Raw genomic sequence first — 19,130 nt, 5'->3', positions numbered from 1 at the left:
TGGCGGCGTCGGCCGATTCGTTTGGCGGTGCCGTCACGCTGCATTAACGTGTTGGGCTGGCCCGAGGAACACCGCGGACGCCGGAGGGCGCGCACGCGCCCTCACCCATCCGGCGATCACGACGAGAGGACAGCGATGACGCAACCCCCGAGCGATGCCGGTGGTGCCTCCTCCGGTTTGCGGAAGTTCCGCTTCGGCGCGGGTGGTGAGGGCAACAAGGACGAGGGCGGTGCCCGCAAGTTCGTCAAGCTCGCGCAGACCGCCGAGGAGTACGGCTACGACACCTTCGCGGTGCCCGACCATCTCGGCAACCAGGTCGGCCCGCTCGCGGCACTGGGCGCGCTGACGCAGGCGACGAGCACGATCCGCCTGGCCACCTCGGTGCTCGCCAACGGCTGGCGCCACCCGGCCCTGCTCGCCAAGGAGGCCAACACGATCGACGTCCTGAGCAAGGGACGTCTCGAGTTGGGCATCGGCGCGGGCTGGATGAAGGAGGAGTTCGACAAGGCCGGCATCGAATTCGAGTCACCCGGGGTGCGTATCCGGCGTCTCGACGAGGCACTGACGGTCCTCGACGGCCTGATGCGCGGCGAGACGGTGAACTTCGACGGCGAGTTCTACCAGATCAACGGCCTCGAGGGCAGTCCTCGGCCGAGGCAGGGACCGCGTCCGCCGATCGCCGTGGGCGGCGGTGGACCCAAGATGCTGGCGCTGGCCGCCAAGCACGCCGACATCATCTCCGTCGCTCCCGGCACCACCACCGACGGCAAGATGAAGCTGTCCGACATGACCATCGCCAAGACCACCGAACGCGTCGACCGCATCCGTGAGGCCGCCGGCGACCGGTTCGACGATCTCGAGCTGAACTGGACGATCGCCGTCATCGTCATCACCGACGACCGGGTCGCCACCGCCGAGATGGCGTTGAAGGCCCTCGAACAGGGCTATCCGCCGAACATCGCGCACGACACGGAGTTCACCGTCGACGACGTGCTGACCTCGCCGTACATCGCGATCGGCAGCTTCGACGAGATCGCCGACCAGATCCGGGAGGTGCGTCGCCGTACCACCATGTCCTACGTCGGGGTCTTCCCGACGCAGATGGATGCTTTTGCGCCCGTGCTGGCGCAATTGAAGGGGGAGTAGGATGGCCGACGGTCTCGCGACTCAACAGCGAGGTGACGGGTCGGTGAACCCGGGGGTGCGCGTCGAGGGGCGACGCGCACTCATGCGAAACCGAGCATGACGAACGCGAGTTTTTTCGTTGGGTAACTGGACGTGCGCTACCGTATCCCGCGGTCGGCACAGGACGTGGACGGCAGGACTGCGTGGTGGTGTCGCCAAGACCTCGCCGGAGATCTGCGCCCGCGTGGGGGAGTCCACGAGGGGGCACAGGAGTAATGAATGCTGAGTACTGAACTCGAAGACTTTCTCGATGAGACCGGGAACATCTCTTTCAGCGAGGAAGCGACCCTGGTCGACTACGTCGAGCAGAACGTCCGCGAGCAGGCCGACACACTGGCCTACCGGTTCATCGACTACAGCCGTGAGCGCGACGGGGAGCCGCAGGATCTGACCTGGGCGCAGTTCGGTAAGCGGCTGCGCGCGGTGGCGGCGCGTCTGCAGCAGGTCACAAAGCCGGGCGACCGTGTGGCGATTCTCGCGCCCCAGTCGCTCGAGTACGTGATCGGGTTCTTCGCGGCGCTCTATGCCAGCAACGTCGCGGTACCGCTGTTCTCCCCGGACGAGCCCGGCCACACCGACCGTCTGCACGCGGTCCTCGACGACTGCCGGCCGACCGCGATCCTGACCTCGACGAAGTCCGCCGAGGCGGTCCGCGATTTCTTCGCGCCGCTGCCGGCCAAGGAGCGCCCGCGCGTCATCGCCGTCGACGCGGTGCCGGATTCGGTGGGGTCGAGCTGGGTGGCGCCGGTCGCCGGTCAGGACCACAACAAGGACACCGTGGCCTACCTGCAGTACACGTCGGGTTCGACGCGTGTCCCCGCAGGCGTGGAGATCACCTATCAGGCGGTCGCCGCCAACGTGCTGCAGATCTCCGACACCATCGGCATCGACCGGAAGGCGCGCGGCGTCACCTGGTTGCCCATGTTCCACGACATGGGCCTGCTGACCGTGATCCTGCCCGCACTCGGCGGTCGGTACATCACGATCATGAGCCCGCAGGCGTTCGTGCGTCGTCCGGGTCGCTGGATCAAGGAGCTGGCCGCGGCCGCCGACGGCGCCGAGACCTTCGCCGCCGCGCCCAACTTCGCCTTCGAGCACGCCGCCGCGCGCGGTCTGCCGAAGGACGGCGAGGAGCTGGATCTCTCGAACGTCATCGGCCTGATCAACGGCTCCGAGCCGGTGACCGTCAGTTCGATGAAGAAGTTCAACGAGGCGTTCGCGCCCTACGGTCTGCCGAAGACGGCCATCAAGCCCTGTTACGGCATGGCCGAGGCCACGTTGTTCGTGTCGGCGACGCAGCGCGAGAACGAGGCGAAGATCGTCTACGTCGACCGCGACGACCTCAACGCCGGCAGCTTCACCCTCGTCGACGCCGATGCGCCCAACGCGGTCGCGCAGGTGTCCTGCGGCCAGGTCGCGGTGAGCCAGTGGGCCACCATCGTCGACGCCGAGACGGCGACCGAACAACCCGACGGCCACGTCGGCGAGATCTGGCTGCACGGGCTGAACATCGGCGCCGGCTACTGGAACAAGCCGGACGAGACGGTGGAGACGTTCCACAACAAGCTGGTCACCCCGCTCCCCGAGAACAGCCACGCCGAGGGTGCGCCCGCGGACGCGATCTGGATGCGGACCGGCGACTTCGGCGTCTGGCTCGACGGCGAGCTCTACATCACCGGGCGCGTCAAGGACCTGGTGATCGTCGACGGCCGCAACCACTACCCGCAGGACCTCGAGTACAGCGCGCAGGAGGCCAGCGACGCACTGCGCCCCGGCTTCGTCGCGGCGTTCTCGGTGCCGGCGAACCAGTTGCCCGGTGAGGTGTTCGAGTTCGCGGGCAGCGGCCTGAAGCCGGACGCCGATGACGCGTCCGAGCAGCTGGTCATCGTCGCCGAGCGCGGACCCGGTCGTAAGGCCGACCCGCAGGAGGTCGCCGACACCGTGCGCGCCGCGGTCGCCCAGCGTCATGGCGTGATGGTCCGCGACGTCCTCCTGGTGCCGGCCGGCTCGATCCCGCGCACGTCGTCGGGCAAGATCGCCCGTCGCGCGACGCGTGCGGCCTACATCGACGGCAGCCTCCGGGGCGGCTACAAGCAGACGGCGTTCCCGGACGCCGAGTAGCGATCCGGCGGACCCGGGCGGGGTGAGTGCGTCGAGTTGCCGCGCCCGGACACCCTGCGGGCTCATAATGCACCCGGCACCAGTTCAGGTGCCCCGAGATCAGTAGTCTGGAAGCGATGTCTGAACTGAATACCGACGAGGCCCGCACCATCGATTCCGCCGCGTCCGGCACCGACGGTGAGACCGCCGGTGACCTCACCGTCGACCAGCTTCGTGACTGGCTGCGCGAGTGGGTGTCGCAGGCCACCGGGCTCCCCGTCGAGCAGATCGCCGTCGACCGTCCCATGGAGGAGCTCGGTCTCTCGTCCCGCGATGCGGTGGCGCTCGCCGCCGATGTCGAGGACAAGACCGGGGTCATCCTCACCGCGACGGTGGTCTACAACCACCCCACGATCGCGACGCTCGCGCAGCGGATCATCGAGGGTGACCCGGAGGAGGGCCTCGACGGCGACGCGGACACCTTCTGGCAGCGCGAGCGCAGCGCCGACGACGACATCGCGATCGTCGGACTCTCGACGCGGTTCCCGAAGTCGGGTACCACGCCCGAGTCCACCTGGGAGGCGCTGCTCGGTGGTGTCGACGGCATCTCCGAGCTGCCCGAGGACCGCTGGACCGAATTCAAGGCCGATCCGCGTCTGGCCGAGGTGCTCGAGAACGCCAACACCCATGGCGGCTACCTCGACGACGTCCGGACGTTCGACGCCGACTTCTTCCAGATGAGTCCGCGCGAGGCCGAGATGGTCGACCCGCAGCAGCGGCTGGCGCTCGAACTGACCTGGGAGGCACTCGAACACGCGCACATCCCACCCAGCGACCTGAAGGGCGCGCCGGTCGGTGTGTTCATCGGGACGTCGACCAACGACTATCAGCTGCTGGCGACCCTCGGCCTGGGCGAGGGCGCCCAGGACACCGCGGCGTACGCGCTCACCGGTACGTCGACCGCGATCGTCGCCAACCGCGTCTCCTACTTCTACGACTTCCGCGGTCCGTCGGTCGCCCTGGACACCGCGTGCTCGTCGTCCCTGGTCGCCGTCCACCAGGCCGTCCGCAGCCTGCGCACCGGCGAATCCGAGGTCGCCCTCGCGGGCGGCGTCAACATGATCATCAACCCGGCCGCCAGCCTCGGCTTCGACAGCATCGGGGCGCAGGCGAAAGACGGTCACATCAAGGCCTTCTCGGCCGACGCCGACGGGATGATCCGCGCCGAGGGCGGCGGTCTCCTCGTCCTCAAGCGGATGTCCGATGCCCGGCGCGACGGCGACCGGGTCCTGGCGGTCATCGCCGGGTCCGCGGTCAACTCCGACGGCCGTTCGAACGGTCTGCCCGCCCCCAACCCGGAGGCGCAGGTCGATGTGCTCCGGAGTGCGTACACCGACGCCGCGATCGACCCGCGCTCGGTGGACTACGTCGAGGCGCATGGCACCGGCACCATCCTCGGTGACCCCATCGAGGCCGACGCGCTGGGTCGCGTCGTCGGCAAGGGCCGTGCCCCCGAGCAGCCGATGCTGCTGGGATCGGTCAAGACGAACTACGGCCACATGGAGTCCGCCGCCGGTGCCGGCGCTCTCGCCAAGGTCGTCCTGGCGATGCAGCACGGCGTCATCCCGGCCTCGCGGAACTACACCGGGCCCAACCCGTACATCCAGTTCGACGCGACCAACCTGAAGGTCATCCCGGAGAACACCGAATGGCCGCGCTACTCCGGCCACGCCGTCGCCGGTGTCTCCGGGTTCGGCTTCGGCGGCACCAACGCGCACGTCGTCGTGCGCGAGGTGCGGCCCGAGGACCTCGAACCGGCGTCTGCACCGGCCGGTGATGCAAGCGCGTCCGAGCTGCCCGCCTCGGCGTCGCTCGGCGACGAACCTTCTGTGCTGGTTGAGCCTGTCGAAACCGACGACGACGTCTACCTGACCGAGGCCGAGCGCGCCGTGCTCGCCGCGCAGGCGAAGAACACCGATCCGGTGATCGAGGAGACCGCACCTGACCCCGCCGCCGGCTTCGCGCCGTGCGCGGTCGAGGGTTCGGTTGTGCCGCTGGTCATCTCGGGATTCCTGCCGTCGCGCCGACGCAAGGCCGCCGCGGACCTGCTCGAGTGGCTCGAGTCCGACGCCGGCCGGTCGACACCGCTCGCCGACATCGGACGCGCACTGGCCCACCGCAACCACGGGCGCTCGCGCGCGGTCGTCATGGCCCGCACCCACGACGACGCGCTCACCGGTGTTCGCGCGATCGCCGACGGGAAGAGCAATCCGATTGTCTACTCGTCGGATTCGCCCGATGCGGCGTCGGCCGTCTGGTTGCTGTCGGGCTTCGGTTCGCAGCACCGCAAGATGGCCAAGCAGCTCTACACCGAGAACCCGATCTTCGCGAAGTACGTCGACCGCGTCGACGAACTGGTCCAGAACGAGCTCGGATACTCGATCGCGGAGATGTTCGTCGACGACGAGCAGACCTACGGGATCGAGCAGAGCCAGGTCGGCATCTACACGATCCAGGTCGCGCTCGCCGACACCCTGCGTCACCACGGGGCGGAACCCGGTGTGCTCGTGCCGCATTCGATGGGTGAGGCCTCGGCCGCGTACATCAGCGGCGGTCTGTCGCTGGAGGATGCGACGCGTGTCATCTGCCAGCGATCACGGCTGATGGGTGAGGGCGAGTCGATGCTGCAGGGCGACGACATCCGTCTCATGGCGCTCGTCGAGTACAGCGCCGACGACATCAACGGCGTCCTCGTCGACTACCCCGATCTCGAGATCTGCGTCTACGCCGCGCCGACCCATACGGTCATCGGCGGGCCGGAGTCGCAGGTCGACGCCATCGTCGAGCGGGCCGAGAGCGAGGGCAAACTCGGCCGGAAGCTGGCGACCAAGGGCGCCAGCCACACCTCGCAGATGGATCCGCTGCTGGGCGAACTCGCCTACGAGCTCACCGGCATCGAGCCGCTGCGCCCCACCACCGGCTTCTACAGTTCGGTCGACCGCGAGGTCTTCTACCGCGCGGGTCACGAGCCTGTCCACACCATCGACTACTTCACCAAGGGACTGCGCCACAGCGTGTGGTTCAGCCAGGCGATCGCGAAGTCGGTGGAGAACGGACACCGCACCTTCCTGGAGCTCTCGCCGAATCCGGCAGTGCTGATCTCCGTTGCGGCGGTGACCTTCTCGGCCGGACTGCACGATGCCGAGCTCATCGAGACGCTGCGGCGCAAAGAGGACGAGAGCTTCGGTCTCGTCAACGCGCTGCTGAAGCTCTACGTCCACGGTCACCCGGTCGACGTCGGATCGTTGTTCGGGACCGGCGAGCATGCCGCGATCCCGCGTACCCGCTTCGAGCGCAAGGAGTTCTGGCTCACCGCCACCATCTCCTCGGGCGGCTCGGCCGGCAAGATCCCCGGTTCGCACGTGGCGCTGCCCGACGGCCGGCACGCCTGGGAGGTGAACGCCGCGGCGGTCACCGACCCGCGCGCGCTCGTCCACGCGGCGGCCGGACAGGTACTCGCCAACGCGACCGTCGGCGCGGCCGTGACCCATGGCGAGGTCCCGACGACGGGTACCGTCACCACGACGCTCAGCCCACACCCCGGCGGCGGCTCGGTCACCGTGCACGTCCGCCCGGACACCACCAAGGCGGACAAGAACTTCCGGTTGCTGTTCGAGGCGGTCGTCACCGGCGATCCCGACGCTTCCGCCGACAGCGCCCCGGCCGACACGGTGCAGGCCGGTGCCGGTGCGGCGGTCTTCGCCGACGACAAGGTGGTCGTCGAAGACGAGGTCATCGACGACATCGGCAACAAGTGGAGTCCGGAATCCGGTGAGTCCGTGGGTGATCGTCTCGCGATCATCGTCGGTGAGTCCATGGGCTACGACCCCGAGGACCTGCCGCGCGAGATCCCGCTCATCGAACTCGGTCTGGACTCGTTGATGGCGGTACGCATCAAGAACCGCGTCGAGTACGAGTTCGACATCCCGCAGCTCCAGCTGCAGGCGATGCGGCAGGCGAATCTGGCCGACGTGCAGAAGTTCGTCGAATTCGCGGTCACGCACCGCGATCAGCTCGACGACCTGGCGCAGGCGGGCGACGGCGGCGAACTCGACACCGCGGCCCTCAACGCCTACATCGACGAGCAGAACGCGAAGGACGAGCCCGCCGAGGAGTCGCCCGAGCGCAAGCTCGAGGTCGCCGAGGACGCGGCCGACGTCGAGGCGGCGGTCGCCGACTCCCCGGCGCAGACGCCGACTGTGCCCGAGGCGGCCCCGACGGCAGCGCCGAGTCAGGCAGCACCGCAGGCGACCACGGACATCACATCGCAGCGGGCCGTCGCCGAGGCCGCCGGTTCGGACGTGCCGCCGCGAGATGCCGCCGAGCGCTTGACCTTCGGCACGTATGCGGTGGTCACCAAGGCCTCGGCCGGTGGCATCTTCAACAAGCTGCCGGTCCTGTCCGAGGACGTCGCCCAGCAGCTCACCGACCGGTTGAACGAGCGCACCGGAGGCGACATCGACGTCGAGGACATCCTCGACTCGGAGACGATCGAGGAGATGTCGAACTACGTTCGTGAGCACCTCGACGCCGGCGCGTCCACCGACGGTTTCCTGCGCTACCTGCGTCTGGTCCCGGACAGCAAGAAGGTCTACGACCCGTCTGCCGGCGACCCGACCCCGATCCTGCTGTTCCATCCCGCGGGCGGCAACACGTCGGCGTACGAGGCGCTCCTCAAGCGTCTGCCCGAGGACCGGCCGGTCATCGGGTTCGATCGTGGGATCGAGGGGACGATCGAAGAGCGTGTGCGCGAATACCTTCCGCGCCTGCGCGAGCTGCAGCCACATGGTCCGTACGTGCTGGTCGGCTGGTCGTTCGGTGGCGCCCTGGCCTATGGGGTCGCGCAGCTCCTGCGCGAAGCCGGCGAAGAGGTGGCCTTCGTCGGTCTGATCGACGTGGTGCGTCCCCGCGCGGACATGACCGAGACCCCGGACAGCAAGCGGGCGCGACTCGAGCGCTGGAAGGAGTTCGCGATCCGCAACTACGATCTCGACCCCGATGTGCCGATCCCGATGGATCGTCTCGTCGAGGCCGACGACGAGGGGCAGTTCGCGATCATCATGGAGATGATGTCGATGTCGGGCACCAAGATCCCTGGCGGCATCATCGAGCACCAGCGGACCTCGTTCATCGAGAACCGGGTACTGAGCAGCATCGCCCCCGAACCCTATGACGGCAAGGTCGTCCTCTACCGGGCCGACAAGATGCACGCCGGGGCCATCGAACTCGAGCCGCAATGGGCCGAGATCGACGAGGACGGTCGCTGGGGCGAGGTGGTCGACGACCTGGAGATCATCCATGTCGGCGGCGACCACCTGTCGATCGTCGACGAGCCGTACATCGGCCGGATCGGTAGCGATCTGGCCGCGCGGCTCGGGCGGATCGACGAGAAGTAGCGTCACTTGTTGCTCATCGGAAACAGCGGTTGCGTAGAAAGTGAGACACCGTGACTGACACCACCGCAGGCAAGCTCGCCGACCTTCGTCAGAAGCTGGAGGCCGCCCGGGAACCGGGAGGCGAGAAGGCGCTCGCGAAACGCGCCGCGAAGGGGATCTGCTCTCCCCGTGAGCGTCTGAACATGCTCTTCGATCCCGGCACCTTCGTCGAGATCGGCGCGCTGGCGAAGATGCCGGGTGCGGCCGAGAGTGGTTACGGCGACGGTGTGGTCACCGGACACGGTCTGGTGCACGGCCGCCCGGTCGCGGCGTTCTCGCACGACCAATCGGTCTTCGGCGGAACCGTCGGTGAGATGTTCGGCCGCAAGGTCGCCTCGCTGATGGAGTGGGCAGGCAAGATCGGCTGTCCCATGGTCGGTATCAACGACTCGGCCGGAGCGCGGATCCAGGACGCCGTGACCTCACTCGCGTGGTACGCCGAGATGGGTCGTCGTAACGACCTGCTCTCCGGTCTCGCGCCGCAGATCTCGGTGATCCTCGGCAAGTGCGCCGGCGGCGCGGTGTACACCCCGGCGAACACCGACATCCTGGTGGCCGTCGAGGACAAGTCGTACATGTTCGTCACCGGACCCGATGTGCTGAAACAGGTCAACGGTGAGGAGATCTCGGCCGAGGACCTCGGCAGCGCGCACAACCAGGCGCGCTGGGGCAACATCCATCACGTCGCCGTCGACGAGAAGTCCGCGTTCGACTGGGTCCGCGAGTACCTGCAGTACATGCCGTCGAGCGCCTACGAGCGCCCGCCGGTGATCAACCCGGGTCTCGAGCCGGAGATCACCGAGTCGGACCTGTCGCTCAACGACTTCATGCCCGACAACGACAACGCCGGGTACGACATGCACGACATCATCATCAAGCTGTTCGACGACGGCGCTTTCCATGAGGTCGGCGAGTTGTTCGCGCCCAACATCATCACCGGGTATGCCCGCGTGGACGGCCGTTCGGTCGGTGTGGTCGCCAATCAGCCGAGCGTGATGTCGGGTGTGCTGGACACCGATTCGTCGGAGAAGGCGACACGCTTCGTGCGCATCTGCAACGCCTTCAGCATCCCGCTGGTGTTCCTGGTGGACACCCCGGGCATCCTCCCGGGTCTCGCGGAGGAGCAGAAGGGCACCATCCGACGCTCCGGCCGCTTCCTCTATGCCTATGTCGAGGCCGATGTGCCCAAGGTGACCGTCGTGCTGCGCAAGGCCTACGGCGGCGCCTACGCGGTGATGGGCAGCAAGCACCTCGGTGCCGACGTCAACTTCGCCTGGCCCACCGCCAAGATCGCGGTCATGGGCGCCGAATCGGCGGCCGCCGTGCTGACCCGACGTCAGACCGAAGGTCTCTCGGCTGCCGAGGCCGACAAGATCCGCCGCGAGTTCATCGACTTCTACAACACGATGATGGCCACCCCGTACCTTGCCGCGGAGCGCGGGTATGTCGATGCCGTCATCGAACCCGCCGAGACCCGGCTGCAGCTTCGAAAGGCGTTGGCGCAGTTGCGCGACAAGGAGGTCCTCAAGACCCCGCGCAAGCACTTCCTGATGCCGATCTGACCGTCGTCCTGGATGGTCGAGGGCAACTCGTTTCCGCTCCCTGATCCGAAGAAGCGCACTGCTCCCTGAGCTCAGAGAACGACAGACCCCCCATCGCTCCCTGATCTCAGAGAACGACAGACCCCCCCATCGCTCCCTGATCTCAGAGAACGACAGACCCCCCCATCGCTCCCTGAGGTGCGAGGAGCGCAAGCGACGAGCCACGAAGGGCGGGCGAGCGTGGCACGTGACCTTCGTGGCTCGCTTCGCTCGCACCTCAGGGAGCGGAGGGGGCTCGTCGCTGACACCCCTCGCACCGACAGACTTCAACTCGACTCCTAGACCTCGATCGAAGTCTGCCGGTCGAGTTGAAGTCTGCCGGTCGCCCGCGGGCTCGCCCCTCAGGGAGTGGGACGCACAGCGACTAGTTCTTGACCGCCCGCATGGGTCCGGGTGTCCAGAGACCGTTGTGGGTGTCGGTGGTGATGGTCAGCTCCGCGTCGGTCTGCGGGAGGATCGGGGTCAGGCTCTGGAGCATGCCCCAGTCCTTGGCCCAGTCGTTGCGCAGATACGACGGGTAGACGCGTGGGCGCAACTCGTTCTCGATGATGCCCAGCGGACCGCCGGAGTCGCCGGCCATCCAGCGCTGCGAGTTGACGCGCTCGCCCTCGCGGTCCGGCGAGATCCGCCACTCCGGCGTCTCCAGCACCCCGTACTTCACCTGAGCGGGACGCTGGCACGGGAACGCGAGCCCGGCCTCCCAGTCGATGAGCACCGGATCCTCGCTGCCCACGAGCGAATTGAGCGTCACCATCGTCGACATGCGCGGCGGGGTCACGGCCAGCCACTGATCGCGCAGCGTCGAGGTGTCCTCGGCGAGGATGCGCACCACCGTCGCTCCCGGGGGCGCCTGATCCATCGGGAAGCGCAGGTTGCGCCATTCGGGTGCGCCGCCGATGTCGAGCGGGACCATCTGTCCGGCCGGTGCCACCGTGCCGTCGGGTGCGACGCGGCCGAACTGCAGTCGTACGCGCTGTCCGGGCCGGGTGACGGCGAGATCGTCGACGTACTCGACCTGTCCCGCCACCGACATCGTGACGAGTGGCTGCTCGCCTGACCTGTTCTGCGGCAGCTGGTACCAGTCGGACGTGAGACGTCCGGTACCGGTGGGCGAGTTGTACGTTCCGAGCACCGGGGTCTCGCTCGGTGACAGCCCGAACGGCAGCTTCACCGTCGAGCCGTTCACGCCGGCCTGCGACGTCTGTCCGCCGCTGGTGTCGCTCGACCCGGTGGCGGTCTCGGTGTCCGAGCCGCTGCTGTCGTCGGTCGGATCGGTCTGGGTCCGGTCGACCTCGGCGGTCGAGGTGCCCGACGAGGATTCCCCGCCTTCCTCGTCGGTCTGCTCGGACAGGTCCGAGGCCACCCCGTTGGGATCGAAACCCTCCATCCCGGTGCCGGCGAGGGCCGCGCCCGGTGAGGGATCGCGCTGTCCGGCCACTCGCGCGGGCGCCAGCAGACCGGCGTTCGGATCGTCCTCCACCAGTACGGCATCGGCCAGTGCGCAGGGCTGACCCTGGAGGGCATTCACGTTGGAACTCAGCCATGACCACGAGTTGCGTTGCGTCCAGTCCGCTTTCGCGAACGACACCACCGTGAACAGCAGCATGATGGTCGACACGACGATGATCGACGGGCTCCGCAGTCGGGTGAACACCGAGCGCGGCTGCCCGGCGCGGACGCCGTCGTCGACATAGTCGTCGCGGAAGTGTTGCCACAGGCCAAGCGCGGTGAGCGCGACGGCGACGGCCAGGATGCCCGTCCACAGCGGGATGCCGCGCACGTCGGGAACCGCGTCGCGCCAGGGGATTCCGTAACTGCCGACGTACCACCACTGGTTGCGTCCGGAGAACGCGAGCGCGAGGACATATGCGCAGGCGGCGGCGAACAGCGTCCGGTTGCGCCGGCGCCGCATGATGGTGCGATCAGCGCAGGCGGTCGCCACCGCGGCGAGCGCGCCGCCGATCGCGGCGTACACCCCGAGCTGGTGGGTCCACTTGGTCGGCAGGAACGCCATCAGCACGGCCGACCCGGCGATCATCGCGACCAGGCGCCACGTGGGAGCGGTCGCGATGCCGGGCAGGAGTCGCCGGTTGAGCAGCATCACCACGACCAGGATGAAGCAGGTGAACACGATGAGAATGCCGAAGCGACGGGCGATGCCGCCGTCGGCGGTCGGATTCATCAGCATGTAGTAGCGCATCGGTTCTTCCCACCACTTGTTGGTGGGACCGACCTGGCCGTTGACCGAGACCGCCTCCAAGATGGGTGCCAGCGGCTGGTCGGCGAAGATCTCGAACATCACCGCCAGTCCGGCGGCCAGGATCGGCAACAGCAGCGGCCACAGCCCATCGCGCTTGCGGCGCATCGCGAAACGCTTGATGAGCGGTCGGATACCGGCGATGAGAGCGATCGCGGCGATCACACCCGTGGGGTGGATGGTCAGGGTGAACGCGGCCGCGATGATGCCGATCGTCAGCGGGAAGAAGCGACCCGTGGCGATCGCACGCTCGACGCACACCCACGTGAAGAGGGTGCCCAGCGCGATGAGCGGTTCCACGCGCAGACCGTTGTTGTACGGCATCCACACGGCCAGGAAGACAAGTGCCGCAGCCCAGATGGCCGGAGTCGACTCCCGGACCGCACGGCCGAGACGGGGAATCGCGGCACGACTGATGAGCCACCACGAGGCCATGGCGAACAGGAACGGGAGCAGACGCAGCCACGGCGTCGCGGTGCTGACCTCCATCCACGCGGACAGATAGTGGTAGTGCCAGCCGAACGGATCCTGCGGAACACCGAAGTAGCGGTAGTAGTTGTCGAGATAGCCGGCCTCGCTCGCGATCCGACCGACGGTGACCTGATAGCCGTCGTCGGCCGTGTTGCCGCCGACAAACAGCCAGATCAGCAGCACGAGGGCGACGACACCGTCGACCGGGCGCACCCGCCACCAGCCCGCCGGGAAGATCTTGTGATGGCCACGCGCATCCCGGGCGTCGAGGACGGCCAGAGCGGCGAGCGACAGGATCGTCGACGCGATGCCGAGAACCAGCAGCCAGAACTTGAGAGTCGTGGGCGTGGAGACGAATCGGGTGTCGATGGTGGACCGGAACGACAGGCCCTCGGTGCTGATATCCGCCGGCAGGCTCGAGTACACGCCGATGATCTGCGGGCGCGCGTTGGGATCTCGCAGATCGAAGGACCGGACCGCGTCGGTCTGAGGATCATTCGGCCCGCTCGCTCCGCTCCCGCTGCCGGCGGGAGCGTCCGGTAGGCCCTGGATCGAGCCACGGGTCCCCTCGGTGTCTGCCTCGACGACGATGCGGCAGTCCGGTGCGTTCTGTGCTGCCGTCCGAGGAGTGTTGAGCAGCACGACGTTTCGCTGCACCACCTGGATCGAGTCGGCGGTGGCCCGGACGAAGAGCCCGACCTTGCCTGCCTCGGCGCCGCCCTCGGGCACCGTCGACAACAGGACTCCGCCAGACGCAGGCAACGACGCGCCGAGCGCACAAGGCACGGTGACATCCATGGAGACCGGGACGAACGACACGTTCGGGGCCGCGACGTTGGCCACCGAACCCTGCTGCGGCCAGGTCAGTTCGGCCTTCGTGTAGTCGACCGGCAGGAACGGGCTGAGCAGCGCGAGCAGGATTCCGACGACACCCGCGGCCATCGCGACGATGCGTGCGGTGCCGGCGTGGCGTTCCGCGAAACCGGTGGGACGGGGCTCCTCGAGTTGCGCGGTCGCGGACGGACTCGCGCCGGGGGAAGTGTCGGTGCTTGCCACGTCTGCCTGGTTCTCTCCGGGGTGAGGGTTCGCCGGGTCGGCGTGCGGGTCGTTGCGGTCAGTCATCTTCGGGCACCACCCTGATCGGTCCCGGGCGGGACCATCCCCACGTGGTCGACGTCCCGGTCTGCACCTCCGCGGGGCGTGCCTGCGGGGCCAGCGGTGTCAGACGCTGAAGGTTGCCCCACTCGCGATACCAGTCGTTGTCGAGGTAGGTGGCCAGCGTCGACGGTCGTGTGAGCGCCTCGACCGGCGCCAGCAGTCCGCCGTCCTCGGCGGCCATCCAGGTCTTCGACTGCGAGTTGGCGATCCACGATTCGGGCAGGATGCGCCACTGCGGGATGTCGAAGACGCCGTGGTGCGCGGTCATCGGTCGCTGGCACGGGAACACCGCGCCGGCGGCGAAGTCGATGAGCACGGGGTCGGTGGAGCCCACGACGTCCTGCAGGGTCTGCAGGACCGGCGCACGCGGTGGTGTGACGGCCAGCCACTGGTCCGGGTCGAGGTTGTTGTCCCGGGCGACGATCCGCATCACGGTCGCGTCGGCGGGTACGCGGTCCATCGGGACGCGCAGGTTCCGCCACGGCCGGTTGGTCCGTTCGGGATCGATCGGGATCGCGGGCGCACCGACCTCCTCGAACTGTCCGTTGGCTTCCCGCCCGAACTGCACCTCCAACGCCTGCCCGAAGTTCGGGACACCGTCCCGGTCGAGCGTGAAGACGGCGCCCGCAGCGGTGATGACGATGAGCGGCGAGGAGTCGCGCGCGGGCAGGCGGTACCAACCGGTGGTGAGAGTGGCCTGGCCACTGGTGGTCTCGTGACTCCCCAGGACCGGGGTGGTGGCCGGGTCGAGGCCGAATGGGAGTGCGGCGGTACTGCCGTTGACGCCACGGGGGCCCACTCCGCCGGTCGTGCCCGGATTGCTGCCGTAGACGATGAACGTCTTCGACAGGTCCGCCGAGGTGTTCATCGCGCCGGGCTTCTGGGCGCCGGCCTGGGGCGTCAGATCCGGTTTCACGCCGTCGGGACGGAAACCCTCGGATCGGCCCTGCAGGGTCGACGACGCCGTGCCACCCTCCGCCGGAGTCAGCATGCCCCGGTTCGGATCAGGTTCGACGAGCACGGAATCGGCCATCGCGCAGGTGTTTCCGCGCGCGGAGTCGAGATTGGCCGACAGCATCGTGAAGGTGTCCGTGCGACCGGCCGCGGCTTTGGCGAACACCGCGAGTTCGCTCACGACGATGAGGACGGCGATCACCGCGATGGGGGCGGAGGCGATACCGATGCGCCAGCCGGACGGCGCCGCCCCGCGATCGTGGGCGAGGCCGGTCTCGTCGACGAAGTCCATCCGGAGGTGCTGCCAGATCGCGAACAGCAGCGCCACCACCGCCAAGGCGAGCAGCACGGTCGACACCTGGATACCGGCGACGACCGGTGCCTTGTCGAACCAGGCGATTCCGAAATTGGCCGGCCACGGCCACGCGTTCTTGCCCGCCGAGGCGGCCGCGCAGGCCACCAGGAGTCCGGCGACCAGGATCGACAGGTTGCGCAGCGTGCGACGCGCTGCCTGCCCGATCGCCACGCAGGCGACGGCGGCCAACGCCGCACCGAGGCCCGCGAAGATGCCGAACTGGATGGTCCACTTGGTCGGGGTGAACGACAGGAACAGCACGGTGAGCAGGGAGGCGCCCAGCGCGCGCCACACCGCACCCGGATCGATCCCGTCGATGCGCTTGCGCCGCAACATGATCGCCAGCACGACGAACATGGACACCGCGAACAGCAGGACGGGGATTCGCCGGGCCAGGGCGCCGTCGGTGGTGTTCACCGCGAGGAAGTAGTAGCGGAGCAGTTCCTGGTACCAGGCCAGTGTCGGACCGACCGAGTATCGGATGCGCAGGGCCTCGAAGACGGTCGCGAGCGTCTGATCCCGGAAGACGATGATGACGACCAGTGCCACCCCGGCGAGCAGCGGGGCGAGCAGCGGCAGGAGTCCGTCCTCGGCACGGCGTCGGACGAGGATGCGGAGCATGGGCCGGGCGCTCGCGATGAGCAGGGCCAGCGCGACGAGACCATGCGGGGCCAGGGCGAGCGTTAGCGCGGCGGTGAACGCGGCGACGACGGCCGGCAGCATCCGCCGCGTCGAGACCGTGACCTCGACCGCCCACCAGGTCGCCAGGGTGCCGAGGACGATGATGCCCTCGCTGCGCAGTCCCGAACACATCGGCAGCCAGAACGCGAGGAACACCGCCGCGCCGGTGAGCATCGCCCACTGCGAACGCCGCACCGCACCGCCCAGGCGGGGGAGCAGGACTCGGCTGAGGATGAACCAGGCGGCCAGACCCGCGAACAGCGACGGGAGCCGCATCCACAGGCCGGTCGTCGAGATGGTCGACCAGTAGGCCAGGAAGTTGTAGTACCAGTCGAACGGGGCTTCGGGGACGCCGTAGAAGCGGTAGTAGTTCGCCAGGTATCCGGCGTCGGCGGAGTTGCGCCCCATGTTGAGGATGTAACCGTCGTCGGGCGATCCGGCGCCGAGGAAATGCCAGAGCACGAGCGTCAGCGTGACGCCGATGTCGGTGGGGCCGGGCCTCAGGACCGTGCGCAATCGCAGGCGACGCCCGACGCGGCGGTGGTAGCCGTGGATGCGGTCGAGACGTCCGACGGCGACGAGGGCGACGACCGCGGCCCCGACGCCGATGACCATAACCACCCATTTGAGGATCGACGGTGCGGAATCGAAGCGGTCGTCGATGTCGAGGCGGACGGCGAAGCCCGGTGCCGACCGGATCTGCTCGGGCGTGAGGTCGGTGAAGACACCGGCGATCTGGGGGTTCGCCGACGGCTCGGCGAGGCCGACGTCGCCGCCGCCCGCAGTGGCCGGACCCGGGGGCAGGCCGACGAATTGCGCGCCGGTCGTCGTGGCATCGGAGAAGACGCGGAGTTCGGCGCAACCGGCGAGGGCTTCGTGCGGCGCCGACGCAAGGGTCTTGTTGCGGTTGGAGACCGTGACCCCGGCGGCGTCGGCCACGACGAACAATCCGTTGTCGCGGGCCTTGGACGCGGCCGCGGGCATCGTCGACAACACGACGGTGGACCCATCGCCGGGGGTCGTCGCCAGTACGCGGCACGGGATCGTGATCGACACGTCGCGAGCGGTCTGCGCGACCAACGGGGCAGTGACGGACGCCGACGCGCCCGTCTGCTGCGGCCACGTGATCGACGCCGTGGACGTGCTGACCGGAAGGAAGGGCGTCAGAACCCCGGCGATGACGGCGACGAGTCCGGCGATCGCGGCGACGAGGGCGACGGTGCGGGATCCGGGTCCGCCGGACGCGCGCTGCGCAGCGGATTCGGCGGTGGTGTCGGCGTTGCCAGCGGACACTTCAGGCGACTTCGGCACAGGCGCATCGTAGTCAGCCATGCTGTGACAAACCCAAATCCTCTGTTGGCCGAGTCCCCGCTGGCCGAGCAGCGTCGTCCGAGCGCAGCGAGGCCGCCGCGTCCGTCGAGGTCACTCGTCGCGACAGCTGCTGCGATCAGGAGAACCGCATGAGTATGGAGTGCACCGCCTGGGTGACGGTCATGCGGTCGTAGGTCTGCACGAATTCGAAGGTGCGCTCGAGATCGGGCCCGGCATCGTGCTGGTCGCGCGCCGAGAGCAGGGCCGCGAAGTGCGGTCCGAGGACCGCGACATTCCACTCGTTGATGAGGTCGTCATCGGCGTCGAGGGGGGCGCGGTGCACGTTCCCGTCCCGGATGTCGGGGAGTCCGACGCCGTAGACCCCGGCCAGGCCGGTTTTCTCCGACATCTCTCGCCACCGCTTCGCGGTCCGCGAGGTGAAGTGCTCGGCGAACTGGAAGGTGCCCAGGACGATCGCGGCACCGCCGATGGCCGCCTGCTCCTCCAGCGCCTTGCTCATCTCGATGAGCAGGCGCTTGTTGCCCATGCGTGGGGAGATCGAGGTCGACGCGATGCGGTAGGGCGTCGACTTGTCCGGGCCGGGCGTCGTCCAGACCGGCATCTCGGGCAGCGGCACGACGGTGCGATTGGCGAGAACGGACGGGTCGGTCACGGCCGGGTAGAGATCACCGATACCGAAGGCGGCACCCATGGTCTGCGCGGTGATGCGGCTGTCCTCGTCGTCGACGCCCTCGGCGATGACGACGGCATGGCTGCGCTCGGTGTGCGCGGCGAGCGCGTGGGCGAGATGGGCGGCGTCGGAGCTGGTCCGTGATGTGAGCAGCTCGGCGCCGGTGACGATGATGTCGGGCTCGACGAGGGAGAGCAGGGTGGCCGCGTGCTCGCTGCGAACCAGGCCGTCGACGCAGATGATCTTGCCGGCCGCGCGGGCCCGGGCGACGCGGGCGAGCGTTCGCTGCGGACTGCGCTCGACGGCATCGGGCAGGATGACCATGACGTGGCGTTCGAGGCTGCGCGCGGTGTCGTCGTCGAGATTGTCGATGAGATCGAGATCGAGCGAGACCAGCAGCGGCAGGATCTTGGCGAGCGACTGGGCACGCTGAGACGCGGCCATTTTGCGCTTGCGTTCATCGAGGACGGGATGCTCTTCGACGAGGCGGGCGGCGCGCTTGAGAGCGGCGGCAGTGGCCAGGCGGGTCCCGGCCGGACCTCGGAGCTGCAGTTCGACGGCGGCCAGAGCGCCGTCGGACAGCCGGCAGACCGGCGCGAACTGCATGTGGAGCTCCAGATCATCGAACAGGGTGAATGATCGCGTTTCGGACACACGTGCCTCCCCGTCAGAGCGAGAAGCGCCCCGATCGATCTGGTGGACGCGGTTGCTTCACATCCTGTTCGCGGCCTGAGCCTGTGGCCAGCGTAACAAACTGTGGATTCCGGACATGATCGAGAAGCCCTTGGGACCCGGGGTTCCAAGCGGCGCAACATATTCGGCTGTGAGTCCTGGGGTCAGTCAGTGCCTGTTCGGGGTAGTCGGTACGGGA

At 68.3% G+C, this 19,130-nt stretch carries 7 protein-coding genes; 4 read left to right on the top strand and 3 right to left on the bottom strand.

What is annotated here, in order from left to right; all coding sequences use genetic code 11:
• Positions 1-135 precede the first annotated feature (135 nt).
• The 4 genes from ABIC25_RS12090 to ABIC25_RS12075 all read left to right on the top strand — a co-directional run bounded on the left by ABIC25_RS12090 (position 136) and on the right by ABIC25_RS12075 (position 10,342).
• Positions 136-1,146 (top strand): LLM class F420-dependent oxidoreductase, encoded by a 1,011-nt coding sequence (locus tag ABIC25_RS12090; protein ID WP_004018729.1) that lies wholly within the window; start codon positions 136-138, stop codon positions 1,144-1,146.
• Between the two features lie 258 nt (positions 1,147-1,404).
• Positions 1,405-3,306 carry a long-chain-fatty-acid--AMP ligase FadD32 gene (gene fadD32 / locus ABIC25_RS12085; RefSeq protein ID WP_004018730.1) on the top strand — a complete coding sequence of 634 codons (1,902 nt, stop codon included), beginning with the start codon at positions 1,405-1,407 and terminating at the stop codon, positions 3,304-3,306.
• A gap of 116 nt (positions 3,307-3,422) precedes the next feature.
• The gene (gene pks13 / locus ABIC25_RS12080; protein ID WP_354561588.1) at positions 3,423-8,741 is read left to right on the top strand and encodes a polyketide synthase Pks13; all 5,319 of its coding nucleotides are present in this window, start codon (positions 3,423-3,425) and stop codon (positions 8,739-8,741) included.
• Between the two features lie 50 nt (positions 8,742-8,791).
• Entirely contained in the window at positions 8,792-10,342 is a 1,551-nt protein-coding gene (locus ABIC25_RS12075) for an acyl-CoA carboxylase subunit beta (RefSeq protein WP_101822542.1), read from the top strand.
• A gap of 403 nt (positions 10,343-10,745) precedes the next feature.
• Here ABIC25_RS12075 and ABIC25_RS12070 read toward each other — a convergent pair whose 3' ends face one another.
• From ABIC25_RS12070 to ABIC25_RS12060, 3 genes are all read right to left on the bottom strand, one after another.
• A complete protein-coding gene (locus tag ABIC25_RS12070; RefSeq protein ID WP_354561586.1) occupies positions 10,746-14,231 on the bottom strand; it encodes an arabinosyltransferase domain-containing protein in 3,486 nt (1,161 codons plus the stop codon).
• Complete coding sequence (locus ABIC25_RS12065) at positions 14,224-17,589, bottom strand: arabinosyltransferase domain-containing protein (protein WP_354561584.1); 3,366 nt, start codon at positions 17,587-17,589, stop codon at positions 14,224-14,226. The genes ABIC25_RS12070 and ABIC25_RS12065 overlap by 8 nt, the downstream gene beginning before the upstream one ends.
• 115 nt (positions 17,590-17,704) lie before the next feature.
• A complete protein-coding gene (locus ABIC25_RS12060) occupies positions 17,705-18,913 on the bottom strand; it encodes a DICT sensory domain-containing protein (RefSeq protein WP_354561582.1) in 1,209 nt (402 codons plus the stop codon).
• Positions 18,914-19,130 lie beyond the last annotated feature (217 nt).

It is taken from the genome of Gordonia sp. PvP123 (assembly GCF_040547295.1).
GTDB lineage: Bacteria > Actinomycetota > Actinomycetes > Mycobacteriales > Mycobacteriaceae > Gordonia > Gordonia terrae.
Note: the sequence above shows the minus strand (reverse complement) of the source record. Positions and strands in the feature narration are given on the sequence as shown.

What these genes read in the sequence shown, in the direction of transcription:
- ABIC25_RS12090 (WP_004018729.1), top strand. Translation starts at nt 136, where the DNA reads ATGACGCAACCCCCGAGCGATGCCGGTGGTGCCTCCTCCGGTTTGCGG.
- fadD32 (WP_004018730.1), top strand. Translation starts at nt 1,405, where the DNA reads ATGCTGAGTACTGAACTCGAAGACTTTCTCGATGAGACCGGGAACATC.
- pks13 (WP_354561588.1), top strand. Translation starts at nt 3,423, where the DNA reads ATGTCTGAACTGAATACCGACGAGGCCCGCACCATCGATTCCGCCGCG.
- ABIC25_RS12070 (WP_354561586.1), bottom strand. Translation starts at nt 14,231, where the DNA reads ATGACTGACCGCAACGACCCGCACGCCGACCCGGCGAACCCTCACCCC.
- ABIC25_RS12065 (WP_354561584.1), bottom strand. Translation starts at nt 17,589, where the DNA reads ATGGCTGACTACGATGCGCCTGTGCCGAAGTCGCCTGAAGTGTCCGCT.